Origin of the sequence: Delftia sp. DT-2 (assembly GCF_028401915.1) — a bacterium.
Classification (GTDB): domain Bacteria; phylum Pseudomonadota; class Gammaproteobacteria; order Burkholderiales; family Burkholderiaceae_C; genus Comamonas; species Comamonas tsuruhatensis.
On the sequence record NZ_JAQOTI010000008.1, the window covers coordinates 122768 to 135658 of the forward strand.

Genomic DNA, 12891 nt, shown 5'->3' on the forward strand with positions numbered 1-12891 from the left:
TCGGAAACCCTTATCTGCGGCATCGATGCAACACCCCTACGCCAAGCGTGGCACAGGCCTTGCACCCCTTCTTTCATGATGTAAAACTATGGAACTTAATATCTCGATAGTTTAAAAAGATTGATTAACTGAACGCTTGCCAGGCCCGGGCTGCAGGCAGCCGCAGTGGTGCACATCCCATGTGCCTGCTCACGTCTGCAAAAAGACAAGCCCCATTTCCGCAACCATTTGAATCAAGCGAATGAAAAAAATCCTCAATCTGATTTTCGGAGGTATTTTCCTGATCGCTGCCAGCTTGGTTCATGCGGCCTGGCCAGACCGGCAGATCACGCTGGTTGTTCCTTTCCCGGCAGGCGGTGGCACCGATATCGTGGGGCGCATCATCGCCAAGGAGCTTGCACAACGCCTGCGCGTCAACGTGGTGGTGGAAAACCGCCCTGGCGCCTCGGGCAACATCGGTGCGCGCCAGGTCTCCAAGGCCCGTCCCGATGGATATACGCTGCTGATCTGCTCCACGGCCCAGACCATCTCGGGCGCGCTGTACACGCAGGCCGGCTATGACGTGGTCAACGACCTCGAAGCCATCTCCACCATCAACGACGGTCCTCTGGTGCTCATCACACGCCCGGGCCTGAAGCTGGCGTCGGTGCAGGACCTGATCGAGCTGGCGCGGCGCAGCCCCGGCAAGCTGACCTATGCCACGCCGGGCTACGGCAGCGCGGGCCACATGGCAGCCGAGGCCCTGAGCCTGGCCGCCGACATACGCATGCTGCACATCCCCTACCAGGGCGCCGCGCCCATGATGAGCGACCTGGTGAGCGGCCAGGTCGATATCGCCTTCGACCTGCTGATCACGGCCAAGCAGTATGTGCACCAGGGCAAGGTCAATCGCGTGGGCGTGGCCACGCGCGAGCGCTCGCCCCTCATGCCCGACTGGCAGACGCTCAGCGAGCAAAGCCCGGCCCGGCTCGGCAATTTCAACGAGACCTCATGGAATGTGCTCATGGCACCCAAGGGCACGCCGGCCGCGATAGTGAACGCCATCAATGCACAGATGAAAAATATCCTGACCGACGAAAAGGTGCAGAAGAAATTCATGGAGCTTGGCAGCATTCCCCTTTGGAAATCCGTGGACAACACCAAGGCATTCGTATCCGACGACGCCAGAAAATGGAGAAAGGTGGTCAGTGATGCCGGCATCGCGAAAATCTGAAATACCCCCTTCGCCGCAGAAACTGGCAGGGCCCGATGTCAATGCGCTGCACGAATTGCTCAATGCGCTGAAAAAGCACGGCATCGACATCCCCTTCGAGCGGCTGGGACCCATCCTGGCGGAGCACCAGTTGCTGATGGAGCACCGCGGCCTCGTCAACGAACTGGCGCATGAGGCGGGACCCTCGCAGATCCACACCACCATCTCCCGTCAGAGCAAGCATGAGCGGCAGTCCTGAACTTTCGATACGACAGATGGCCAGCGCGCTGCGCGCCGGCAAGACCACTTCGGAGATGCTGACCCGGGCGGCGCTGGGACGCATCCGCGCCATGGACATCGACATCCATGCCTTCACCAATCTCGATGCCAGCGGTGCCATGGAGGCTGCGCGCAACGCAGACATGGCGCGCGGAGAAAGCGCCGATCTGCCGCTGCTCCATGGCATTGCCGTGGCCATCAAGGACGTCTACGACGTGGCAGGCCTGCCGACCACCTGCCAGTCCTGGCTGAGCCTGGACTATGTGCCCGAGGAGGATTCCACGCCGGTGCGGCGCCTGCGCGACGCCGGCGCCATCATCCTGGGCAAGCTGGCCACGCACGAGTTCGCCATCGGCGCGCCCAGCCCCGACCTGCCGTTTCCCGCGGCCCGCAACCCCTGGGACCTGGCCCATATTCCGGGCGGATCGTCGTCGGGCTCGGGCGCCGCCATTGCGGCAGGCTTCACGCGGCTGGCCCTGGGCACCTGCACGGGCGGCTCCATCCTCATACCGGCCGCCTGGTGCGGCGCCGTGGGGCTGAAACCCACCTACGGCCGCGTCTCCAAGCACGGCGTGTTCCCCCTGGCCTGGACGCTGGACCACTGCGGCCCGCTGTCGCGCAGCGTGGAGGATGCGGCCATCGCGCTGCAGGTGCTGGCCGGGCACGACCCGCTGGACCCGGCCAGCTCCACCGAACCCGTGGACGACTACTGCACGGGGCTGGAGCAGGGCGTGAAGGGCCTGACCATCGGCGTGCCGCAGGACCACTTCCAGTCGTCGCCCCAGGCGTCGCCCACGTTCCTGTCGGCCTTCGACCGCACGGCCGCGCTGCTGGCCGAGGCCGGCGCCCGTCCCATCCACGTGAGCCTGCCCCACAGCCAGCAGTTCCTGGCGGCCGGCCGCGTCATCCTCAGTGCCGAGATGTTCACCATCCATGCGCAGGACCTGCGCTCGCGCCCGCTGGACTATGGCGAGCTCACGGCGGCGCGGCTGCTGCTGGGCGCCACCGTGTCCTCGGAGGACTACCTGAACGCCCTGCGTGTGCGCCGCATGCTGGCGGCCCGCGTGGACGCTGCGCTGGACCGCTGCGACGTGCTGCTGACCGCCATCACCCTGGATACGGCGCCGCGCTTCGACCCCATGCCGCATTTCCGCCACTGGCCGGTGCAGACCCATGCTTTCAACGTGACCGGGCACCCGGCCGTCAGCGTGCCGGTGGGCCTGTCACCCCAGGGCCTGCCGCTGGCCGTGCAGGTGGTGGGACGCTACTTCGACGAGGCCCGCATCCTGCAGGTGGCCCGCGCCATCGAGCGGCTGACCGGCTGGGAAAACCAGCTGCTGCCCGACGGCACCTGACCGCCGTGCTTGGCTTGGACACAGCCGCAGCAGCAGCAGCAGCCCCGGTCCTCGCTGGTCGGCCTGACCTCCTATCAGGCCTCCATGCGGATGATCTGGCGTATGGCCTCGCCACGCGCCAGGCGGTCGAAGCCCTCGTTGATCTGGTCCAGCGTCAGGTGGCCGGTCACCAGCCGGTCCACCGGCAGCCTGCCGGCCGCATGCAGGGCCAGGTAGCGGTCGATGTCGCGGCGCGGCACGCAGCTGCCCATGTAGCAGCCCTTGAGCGTGCGCTCCTCTGCCACCAGGTGCCAGACCGGCAGGCTGATGGCCTGGGCGCTGGAGGGCAGGCCCGCCGTCACGGTCTGGCCGCCGCGCCGCGTGATGCGGTAGGCCATCTCCAGTGCCTTGGCCGAGCCCACCATCTCGAAGGCATGGTCCACGCCGCCGCCCGTCAGCGCCCGCACCTGCTTGACGGCATCCTCGTCGCCGGCGTTGACGGTGTCGGTGGCGCCGAAATCGCGCGCCATGGCCAGCTTGTCCGCATTGAGGTCCACGGCCACCACGCGGGCCGCGCCCGCCGCCGCCGCGCCCATCACCGAGGACAGGCCCACGCCGCCCAGCCCCACCACGGCCACGCTCTGGCCGGGGCTCACCCTGGCGGTATTGGCCACCGCGCCCACGCCAGTCATCACGGCGCAGCCGAACAGCGCGGCCAGCTCCAGCGGCACCGACTTGTCGATGCGGTGCACGCCGCGGCGCGAGAGCACGGCATGCTCGGCAAAGGCCGAGACGCCGACGAAGTGCGAGATGGGCTGGCCATTGCGCGACAGCCGCCTGGCACCCGACAGCAGGGTGCCCGCCACGCCGGCCTGGCCTGCGGGCTCGCACAGCACGGGCCGGCCCTCGGCGCAGGGCTGGCAGTCGCCGCAGCCGGGCACGAAGAGCATGACCACGTGGTCGCCCACCTCCAGGTCGGTCACGCCCTCGCCCAGCGCCTGGATCACGCCTGTGGCCTCATGGCCGAGCACGATGGGCGTGTCGCGCGGACGGTCGCCGTTGATGATGGACAGGTCGGAGTGGCACACGCCTGCGGCGGCCACCTTGACCAGCACCTCGCCGGGGCCGGGCGGCGCCAGGTCCACCTCCCAGATCTCCAGCGGTCGGCTGTCGGCATAGGGCGCGGCTGCGCCCGTTCTCGTGAGTACGGCGGCGCGTGTCTTCATGATGTCTTCACCAGCTTGCAGCTGCTCCTGGACAGCGGGCGGAAGGCCTCGTCACCGGGGATGGTGGAGAGCACCTTGTAGTAGTCCCAGGGATATTTGGATTCCTCGGGCTTCTTGATCTGCACCAGGTACATGTCGTGCACCATGCGGCCGTCCTCGCGCACCTTGCCGTTCTGGGCGAAGAAGTCCTCGATGGGCATCTGCTTGAGCTGGCGCGCCACCGCGTTGCCGTCGTCGCCCCTGGTGGCCTGCACGGCCTTGAGGTAGTTGGTGACGGCCGAGTAGGCGCCCGCATGGATCATGGAGGGCATCTTCTTCATCTTCTCGAAGAAGCGCCGCGACCAGGCGCGCGTGGCCTCGGTGCGGTCCCAGTAAAAGCCCGTGGTCAGCACCATGCCCTGGCCGTAGCGCAGGCCCAGCGCATGCACGTCGTTGATGAACAGCAGGCTGGGCACCAGGGTCTGCCTGGGCGCGATGCCGAACTCGTGCGCGGCCTTGATGGCGTTGACCGTGTCGCTGGTGGCATTGGCCAGGTTGATCACCGAGGCCTTGGAGGCCTGGGCCTGCAGCAGGAAGGACGAGAAATCGCTGGCATTGAGCGGATGGAAGGTGGTGCCCACCAGCTTGCCGCCGCCGTCCTTCAGGAAGTCGGTCACATTGGCCGTCATGGCCTTGCCGAAGGCATAGTCCACGCCCAGGATGAACCATTCCTTCTTGCCCTGCGCAAGGATGCCGCGCACCGCGCCGTTGGCCAGCGCATAGCTGTCGTAGGTGTAGTGGATGGCCGTGGGCGCGCAGTGCTCGTTGGTGAGGATGTCGGAGGCGCCGCCGGTGTTGATCACCATCTTGCCGCGCTCGCGCGCCAGGTTGTTGACGGCGATGGCGACGGCCGTGTTGTTGATGTCCACGATCAGGTCCACGCCGTCGCGGTCGAACCAGGTGCGCGCATGGGTGGCGCCCACGTCGGCCTTGTTCTGGTGGTCGGCCCAGACCACCTCGATCTTCCTGCCCAGCACCTGGCCGCCGAAGTCGGCCACGGCCATCTTCGCGGCCTCGACGGAGCCGCGCCCCGCCGTGTCCGCGTACAGGCCCGACATGTCGCTGAGCACGCCGATGCGCACCACGTCGTCCGATATCTGCTGCGCCTGCGCCGCCGCCGTCCACAGCAGGCCGGCGCCCAGCGCGCAGCCGGCAGCGCGCGCCTTGGTCAAGCCGCCTCGCATCAAGCCTTTCCGCATATCCGTCTCCTTGTCTCGGGGTTGTTTTTCTGGATACCGGAGGCAAGCCTAAGCAGGCAGGCCCGGACCGCCTATGCGCGATTGCGAAAGACCGGGTTGCAGCGCTGCGAAGCCGGGTTTGTCCCGGGTACGGGCACGCCGCCGTGCTCAGTCCGCCTGGATGCCGGCCACCTTGACCACCTGGGCCCATTTGCGCAGCTCGCTGCTCAGGCGCTCGCGCATCTGCTGCTGGGTGCCGGGGTCGGCCTCGGCGCCGGCCGTCAGCAGGCGCTCGCGCACGGCGGCATCGCGCAGCGCGGTGTTGAAGTCGGCATTGATGCGCGCCAGCACGGCGGGCGGCGTGCGGGCCGGCGCGAACAGCGCGGCCCAGGAATAGGCCTCGTACTCGGGCAGGCCCGACTCGGCGATGGTGGGCACCTCGGGCAGCATGGCCGAGCGCTGGCGGCTGGCCACGCCCAGCACCTTGATGCGGCCCGACTTGATGTGCTGCAGCGCACTGGGCGCATCGGCAAACATCAGCTGCACCTGGCCACCCAGCAGGTCGTTCATGGCCGGCGCGCTGCCCTTGTAGGGAATGTGCTGCAGCTTGATGCCCGCATGCATGTTGAACAGCTCGCCGGCCAGGTGCGTGCCGCCGCCATTGCCCGAGGAGCCGAAGCTCAGCCCGTTGCCGGACTTGGCCAGCGCGATCAGCTCGCGCACGTTGCGGGCGGGCACCGAGGGATGGGCCACCAGGAAGACCGGGAACATGGCGGCAAAGCTCACGGGCGCGAAGTCACGCTCTATGTCGTAGGTCATCTTCGGCTGCAGCGCCGGGTTGACCGCATGGTGGATGGAGCCCACGAACAGCGTGTAGCCATCGGCAGGCTCCTTGGCTGCGAGGGCCGCGCCCACCATGCCGCCGGCGCCCGCGCGGTTGTCCACGATGCAGGGCTGCGGCCAGATCTCGCCCAGCTTCTGGGTGAAGGCGCGTGCCGTGGTGTCCACCGGGCCACCGGGCGGAAAGGGCACGATGAAGCGCACGGGCCGCGTGGGCCAGGCATCGGCCGCAAACGCCGGCCGGACTGCAGGCAAGAGGCTGCCGGCCGCCAGCGCGCCACCGGCGGACAGCAGGCGGCGGCGGCGCGAAGAGAAGGAGGAAGTGGCAGAAGGCAGGAAGGAAGACGGGGGCATGGCGAAACTCCGGGCAACGGGCGGCGGCTTGCCGCGCGGCCCATTCTGGGCAAGGCGCCCTGCGCCGTGTTTCGCGAATGTGGAAGGCGCGCTTCCAGGGCTCCCAAGCGGTGGAAACCCTGGGAAGCGGTCCACCCCGATGCAGCCTAGTGGCTGATCATCCAGGGCCGCCGCGAGGGCGCGGACTTCGCGCCGTTGGGCGCCGTCACCGTGGCGCTGCGCCGCCCCGATCCGCAGCAGCCGCAGCCTGCCGGGTGCCTGAGCCGCGCATAGTCATAGTCGCGCGAGCTGGCGGGCTCGTGGCGCGCGCGCTCGTTGGTGTCCATGGCGCGGCGCGTGCCGTCGGCCATCAGTGCCAGCCGGGGCGCGGCGGCCAGCACGCGCGCAGCCGCCGTGCCGCAGCCGGGGCAGGCCGCGGGCTCGTCGCGCAGGCGCAGCGGCCGCAGGGCCTCGAAGCCGCCGCATTGCACGCAGTCGTAGTCGTAGGTGGGCATGGGCGGGCTCCTTGGCGTCAGCGCAGGTCGGGGGACAGGGGCATGTCCACGCTGCCGTCGAACTGGACGACGGGCCCTGCGGCGTTGGGGTTGATGTCGAAGTCGAAGATGCCCGTGGGCAGCCACAGCGTGGCGCAGGAGTTGGGCACGTCCACCACGCCGCTGATATGGCCCTGCACGGGCGCCGTGCCCAGGATGGAATACGCCTGGGCGCCGCTGTAGCCGAACTTCTTCAGGTATTCGATGGCGTTCAGGCAGGCCTGGCGGTAGGCCACGTTGACATCCAGGTAGTGCTGCCTGCCGCTCTCGTCCACCGAAATGCCCTCGAAGATCAGGTAGTCGTCATAGCGCGGCGTGATGGGGCTGGGCTTGAAGATGGGGTTCTTGATGCCGTACTTGGCCATGCCGCCCTTGATGAGGCCGACCTTCATGTGCACCCAGCCGGCCATCTCGATGGCGCCGCAGAAGGTGATCTCGCCGTCGCCCTGGCTGAAGTGCAGGTCGCCCACGCTCAGGCCGGCGCCGTCCACATAGACGGGGAAGAACACCTTGGCGCCGCGCGAGAGGTCCTTGATGTCGCAGTTGCCGCCATGCTCGCGCGGCGGCACGGTGCGTGCGCCTTCGGCGGCGGCCTTGTCGCGGGCCTCGCCGCGCATCTGGCCCATGTGGGCCGTGCCGGCCGACGGCGGGTTGGCCAGGCCGGGCACGCGCTCGGGATCGGTGGCGATCAGGGCGCGCTCGCGCTCGTTCCACATCTCCAGCATGGGCCGGTCAGGCAGGCAGCCGATGAGGCCGGGATGGATGAGGCCGGGGAAGTTCACGCCTGGTATGTGGCGCGAGCTGGTGAACATGCCCTTGAAGTCCCAGATCGATTTCTGGGCCGAGGGGAAATGGTCGGTCAGGAAGCCGCCGCCATTGTTTTTGGAGAAAAAGCCGTTGAAGCCCCAGAGGCTGTCGGGCTTGGCGCCGATGTCCAGCAGGTCCACCACCAGCAGGTCGCCGGGCTGGGCGCCCTTCACGCCCACGGGGCCGGACAGGTAGTGCACCGTGGTCAGGTCGATGTCGCGCACATCGTCGGCGCTGTCGTTGTTCCTGATGAAGCCGCCGGTCCAGTCGTAGGTCTCCAGGATGAAGTCGTCGCCGGGCTGGACCCAGCAGGCCATGGGAATGTCCGGGTGCCAGCGGTTGTGGACCCTTTCGTTGTCGGTGGGCGGGCGGTTCAGGTCCACCTTGATCAGCGTATCCGTCATGTGCAAAAACCTCCTGGGTGGGTGGGGATCGACAGCGGAGAACGGGCCGGGGTGCGGCACGCCATTGCCGGCCTTCATGTGGCGCCACGCCGTGACAAAGCGGCGGCGCGCCCTCGGTGCGCCGGCAGGCGGCGCAGGGCGGGTATGAAGAAAAGGCCGGGAATGCATAAACACCATAGCAGCCGTGCCTGCCGGCCCGCCTAGGCAGCAACCCTGGGTTGACAGCCGGACGCCGGCGCTGGTGAAGCCACCCTTCCAGATTGGCGAATTGAAGCGGCCCCGCGATGCGGGCATGCTGGCGGACAGCCGCTGCCCTGCATGCCGCCGGGCGCAGCGCCAAGAACACAAAGAATGGAAACACCGCCCATGCACCTGAGCGCACAGACCCACTACCAGGCCGAACTCGATGCCGGCCGTTTCTGCATACAGCAGTGCCCGCAATGCACGCGCCATGTCTTCACCCCGCGCGAGCTGTGCCCGCACTGCGGTGCCAGCCCGCTGCGCTGGGTGCGCGCCAGCGGCCAGGGCACGGTCTACTCCACCTCCACCGTCGCACGCAAGAGCGATGCCGGCGGCGACTACAACGTGGCCCTGATCGACCTGGACGAAGGAGTGCGCATGATGGGCCGCGTCGAAGGCATTGCGCCGGCCGACGTGCGCATAGGCCAGCGCGTGAGCGCCCATGTGGCGAGCAAGGACGGACGCGGCCTGGTGCTGTTCCAGCCCGCGCTGCAACCGGCTCCACAGGCTTCCCATGGAGGTGCAGCATGAGCGCCCGTATCCCCCAATCCACCCTGGACGCCGCCGCCGTGAACCGCCCGCTGCGCGGGCGCGTGGCCATTGCAGGCGCCGCCACCTATGGCTGCGGCGAGGCACCCGGCATGGACGACATGACCCTGCTGGTGCGCGCCGCCCATGCGGCCGTGGCCGATGCCGGCCTGACCATGCAGGACATCGACGGCCTGGCCACCTGCAGCGTCAACGCCAGCATGTGGACCATGCCCGTGATCGAGCACCTGGGCATCAACCCCACCTACGTGGACGGCACGATGATCGGCGGCAGCAGCTTCATCGCCCACCTGCTGCCCGCCATCCGCGCGCTGGAGGCCGGCCAGTGCAAGGCCGTGCTGGTGTGCTACGGCAGCGCCCAGCGCTCGGCCACCTTCGGCCGCAAGGAAGGCCAGGCGGCGCGGCGTTTCCTGGACCCGCAGCCCTATGAGTTCCCCTACGAGCCCGTGCTGCCCGTGACCGCCTATGCGCTGGCGGCCGCGCGCCACATGCACGAGTTCGGCACCACGCGCGAGCAACTGGCCGAGGTGGCCGTGGCCGCGCGTGCCTGGGCCCAGCTCAACCCCGAAGCCTTCATGCGCGACCCGCTGACCATCGAGGACGTGCTCTCGGCCCGCCCCATCGCCAGCCCCTTGAGCGTGCGCGACTGCTGCCTGGTGACGGACGGCGCAGGCGCCATCGTGCTGGTGCGCGGCGAGCGCGCCCGCGACCTGCCGCGCCCCCCCGTCTACGTGCTGGGCAATGCCACGGCCATCTGGAACCGCCAGATCTCCTGCATGCCCGACCTGACCACCACGGCTGCCGCGCAGTCGGGCGTCCAGGCCTTTGCCATGGCCGGGCTCACCGCTGCCGACATGGACATGGCCCAGGTCTACGACGCCTTCACCATCAACACCCTGCTGTTCCTGGAGGACCTGGGCTTTTGCGCCAAGGGCGAGGGCGGCGCCTTCGTGTCCGGGGGCGGCATTGCGCCCGGCGGGCGGCTGGCCGTCAACACCAACGGCGGCGGCCTGTCCTGCGTGCACCCGGGCATGTACGGCATCTTTGCGCTGATCGAGGCCGTGCGCCAGCTGCGCGGCGAGGCCGGCCAGCGCCAGCTGGGACGCCACCGCACGGCCGTGGTGCACGGCAACGGCGGCACGCTGTCCAGCCAATCCACGGCGGTGCTGGGAACCGCCGAAACCCTCTGAACCGCACAGGAAGCACACCGCAATGATCCGCGACCAAGAAACCCTCGAAGCCCTGCTGGACAGCGTGCGCCGATTTGTGCGCGAGCGCCTGGTGCCCGCCGAGAACGAAGTGGCCGAGACCGACGAGATTCCCGAGTCCATCGTGCAGGAGATGCGCAACCTGGGCCTGTTCGGCATGACCATCCCCGAGCAGTTCGGCGGGCTGGAGCTGACCATGGAGGAAGAGGTGCGCGTGCTCTTCGAGCTGTGCCAGACCGCGCCGGCCTTCCGCTCGGTGATCGGCACGACCGTGGGCATAGGCTCGCAGGGCATCCTCATCGACGGCACACCCGAGCAGCAGGCGGCCTGGCTGCCCAAGCTGGCCACGGGCGAGATCATGGCCTCGTTCGCGCTGACCGAGCCCGAGGCGGGCTCGGATGCGGCCTCGCTGCGCACCACCGCCATCAGGGACGGGGACCACTATGTGGTCAACGGCAACAAGCGCTTCATCACCAATGCGCCGCATGCGGGCATGTTCACGCTGATGGCGCGCACCGACCCGGCCAACAAGGGCGCGGGCGGCGTCTCGGCCTTCATCGTGGATGCGAAGTCGCCGGGCATCAGCTTCGGCAAGAACGACGTGAAGATGGGCCAGAAGGGCGCGCACACCTGCGACGTATTCTTCGACAACGTGCGCGTGCCGGCGGCCAACCTCATCGGCCTGAAGGAAGGCCAGGGCTTCAAGACCGCCATGAAGGTGCTGGACAAGGGCCGCATCCACATCGCGGCCGTGAGCGTGGGCGTGGCGCAGCGCATCCTGCGCGACGCGCTGAACTATGCGCTGGAGCGCAAGCAGTTCGGCCAGCCCATCTGCGAGTTCCAGCTGGTGCAGGCCATGCTGGCCGACAGCCAGGCCGAGCTGTATGCGGCCGAGTGCATGGTGATCGACGCAGCGCGCCGCCGTGACGAGGGCCGCAACGTCTCCACCGAGGCCTCGTGCTGCAAGATGTTCGCCACCGAGATGGTGGGCCGCGTGGCCGACCGCGCCGTGCAGATCCTGGGCGGCTCGGGCTACCTGGCCGAGTTCGGCATCGAGCGCTTCTACCGCGACGTGCGGCTGTTCCGCCTGTACGAAGGCACGACCCAGATCCAGCAGGTCATCATCGCGCGCAACATGGTGCGCGAGGCGCGCGCCGCATGAGCCACATGAGTGCACCGCCCCCCGACCGCAATGCCTTCATGCGGCTGATCGGCGCCTCGCAGGTGCCCGCGCCGCCCGGCAAGGTCCATGTGCGCCTGCCCCACATGCGCGAGGAACTGCTCAACCAGCTGCCCGCCGCGCACGGCGGCGTGCTCATGACGCTGCTGGACTCCGTGATGTCGCGCGCCGCGGGCGAGCTGCCCGGTGCGCCATCGCAGACCGCCGTGACGGTGGAGATGAGCAGCCGCTTCCACCGCCCGGGCAAGGGCGCGCTGCTGGCCGAAGGCTGGGTGGTGCACGCCAGCCGCAGCCTGTGCAGCTGCGCGGCGCAGTTGCTCGATGAAGACGGAAAGCTCGTGGCCACGGCCACCGGCACCTTCAAATACTGGCTGGCACCGACGGTATGAACACCCCCTGAGCGGCTACGCCGCTTCCCCCTCTCTCGCTTCGCGGGAGGGGGACGACGCCCTCGCTGCGGGGCGGCCCTTGCTCGGCGTCTCGCGCTTGGAACACGCCAGTTGCGTAGGCCGTGCGCAAGCACTGAATAGTTGAGTCCAAGCTACTCCAGCGTGAGCCGGCCCTGTGCGTCGGCCACCAGCAGCTCCACCAGCTCCTGGGCGAAGGACGGCAGGGCCTCCAGGCTGCGCACGCAGATCTGCATCTCGCGCACCGACCAGGCATCGGACAGCGGCACGATGGCGATGTCCATGGAATGCGCATGGCGGCTGGCGGCCGACTCGGGCAGCACGCCCACGCCCACGCCGGACTCGATCATGCGGCAGGCCGTCTCGAAGTTGCCCACCTGGATGCGCTGCTTGATGGGCCGGTGCAGCTGGTCGCTGGCCTGGCGCAGGAAGGCGTGGATGGCGCTGGATTCGTGCAGGCCCACATGGTCCAGGTCCAGCGTGTCGGCAAAGGCCATCTGCATCTCGCCATCGAGCGCATGGCCGCGCGGCACCACCAGCACCAGGCGGTCGCGGCGGTAGGGCAGGGTCTCCAGGTTCTCGGTGCGCACCAGGCCGGCGACGATGCCGATGTCGGTCTGCCCCTCGGTCACGGCACGCACGATGTCGTGCGACAGGCGCTCGCGCAGGTCGATGTTCACGTCGGGATTGCGGCGCAGGTAGTGGCGCAGCACGGGCGGCAGGAACTCGCCCAGCGAGGTGGTGTTGGCAAACACCCGCACATGGCCCTTGATGCCGCGCACGTACTCCTGCATGTCGCCGCGCAGGTGCTCGATCTGGCCCAGCACCATGCGCGCATGGGTGACGAAGGCCTGGCCCGGCGGCGTCAGCGTCACGCCCTGGCTGGTGCGGTACAGCAGCTTGGTGCCGATGCTCTCCTCCAGGTTCTTGATGCGGGTGCTGGCCGCCGGCAGGGAGATGAAGGAGAGTTCCGCGCCACGCGTCATGCTGTTGGCGTCGGCGATGTGCACCATGAGGCGCAGATCCACAAGATCGAAATGCATGGCCATCCGGCATTGTAGAAAGCCGCAGGCTCCGGCACTGAGCCGCGCGCGTCAGTACAAACCGCAGTGCCGGCCCGT

At 68.4% G+C, this 12891-nt stretch carries 13 protein-coding genes; 7 read left to right on the forward strand and 6 right to left on the reverse strand.

Translation table 11 applies throughout. The features are described 5' to 3' along the window. The first annotated feature begins 241 nt into the window (after nt 1-241). From PO605_RS15820 to PO605_RS15830, 3 genes are read left to right on the forward strand one after another with little or no spacing between them, the layout of a single operon-like run. Nucleotides 242-1213: a tripartite tricarboxylate transporter substrate binding protein gene (locus PO605_RS15820; RefSeq protein ID WP_126311593.1), complete on the forward strand. Its 972-nt coding sequence runs from the start codon at nt 242-244 to the stop codon at nt 1211-1213. Then, the gene (locus PO605_RS15825) at nt 1191-1451 is read left to right on the forward strand and encodes a hypothetical protein (protein WP_016450256.1); all 261 of its coding nucleotides are present in this window, start codon (nt 1191-1193) and stop codon (nt 1449-1451) included. Before PO605_RS15820 ends, PO605_RS15825 begins: the two co-directional genes overlap by 23 nt. After that, complete coding sequence (locus tag PO605_RS15830; protein WP_047473185.1) at nt 1435-2826, forward strand: amidase; 1392 nt, start codon at nt 1435-1437, stop codon at nt 2824-2826. Before PO605_RS15825 ends, PO605_RS15830 begins: the two co-directional genes overlap by 17 nt. 74 nt (nt 2827-2900) lie before the next feature. Here the strand turns inward: PO605_RS15830 and PO605_RS15835 are convergent, their stop codons facing one another. The 5 genes from PO605_RS15835 to fmdA all read right to left on the reverse strand — a co-directional run bounded on the left by PO605_RS15835 (nt 2901) and on the right by fmdA (nt 8186). Continuing rightward, nucleotides 2901-4031, reverse strand: a complete 1131-nt coding sequence (locus tag PO605_RS15835; protein ID WP_047473187.1) for a zinc-dependent alcohol dehydrogenase family protein — start codon at nt 4029-4031, stop codon at nt 2901-2903. After that, complete coding sequence (locus PO605_RS15840; RefSeq protein WP_047473189.1) at nt 4028-5269, reverse strand: ABC transporter substrate-binding protein; 1242 nt, start codon at nt 5267-5269, stop codon at nt 4028-4030. Before PO605_RS15840 ends, PO605_RS15835 begins: the two co-directional genes overlap by 4 nt. A gap of 147 nt (nt 5270-5416) precedes the next feature. Further along, nucleotides 5417-6442 (reverse strand): tripartite tricarboxylate transporter substrate binding protein, encoded by a 1026-nt coding sequence (locus PO605_RS15845; protein ID WP_016450260.1) that lies wholly within the window; start codon nt 6440-6442, stop codon nt 5417-5419. Nucleotides 6443-6588: 146 nt separating this feature from the next. Next, the gene (locus tag PO605_RS15850; protein WP_099732541.1) at nt 6589-6936 is read right to left on the reverse strand and encodes a zinc ribbon domain-containing protein; all 348 of its coding nucleotides are present in this window, start codon (nt 6934-6936) and stop codon (nt 6589-6591) included. 17 nt (nt 6937-6953) lie between these two features. Further along, the gene (gene fmdA, locus PO605_RS15855) at nt 6954-8186 is read right to left on the reverse strand and encodes a formamidase (protein WP_272206621.1); all 1233 of its coding nucleotides are present in this window, start codon (nt 8184-8186) and stop codon (nt 6954-6956) included. Between the two features lie 366 nt (nt 8187-8552). Here fmdA and PO605_RS15860 point away from each other — a divergent pair, with 366 nt between their 5' ends. From PO605_RS15860 to PO605_RS15875, 4 genes are read left to right on the forward strand one after another with little or no spacing between them, the layout of a single operon-like run. After that, nucleotides 8553-8957: a Zn-ribbon domain-containing OB-fold protein gene (locus PO605_RS15860; protein ID WP_034365598.1), complete on the forward strand. Its 405-nt coding sequence runs from the start codon at nt 8553-8555 to the stop codon at nt 8955-8957. Further along, nucleotides 8954-10165, forward strand: a complete 1212-nt coding sequence (locus PO605_RS15865; protein ID WP_047473013.1) for a thiolase — start codon at nt 8954-8956, stop codon at nt 10163-10165. The genes PO605_RS15860 and PO605_RS15865 overlap by 4 nt, the downstream gene beginning before the upstream one ends. 22 nt (nt 10166-10187) lie before the next feature. After that, nucleotides 10188-11345 carry an acyl-CoA dehydrogenase family protein gene (locus PO605_RS15870; protein ID WP_013800068.1) on the forward strand — a complete coding sequence of 386 codons (1158 nt, stop codon included), beginning with the start codon at nt 10188-10190 and terminating at the stop codon, nt 11343-11345. A 5-nt stretch (nt 11346-11350) separates the two neighbouring features. Beyond that, complete coding sequence (locus PO605_RS15875) at nt 11351-11752, forward strand: PaaI family thioesterase (protein WP_047473018.1); 402 nt, start codon at nt 11351-11353, stop codon at nt 11750-11752. 152 nt (nt 11753-11904) lie between these two features. On the opposite strand, the gene PO605_RS15880 is transcribed toward PO605_RS15875, so the two are convergent. Beyond that, nucleotides 11905-12819, reverse strand: coding sequence for a LysR family transcriptional regulator (locus PO605_RS15880; RefSeq protein ID WP_012202113.1), 915 nt, complete (start codon nt 12817-12819; stop codon nt 11905-11907). Nucleotides 12820-12891 lie beyond the last annotated feature (72 nt).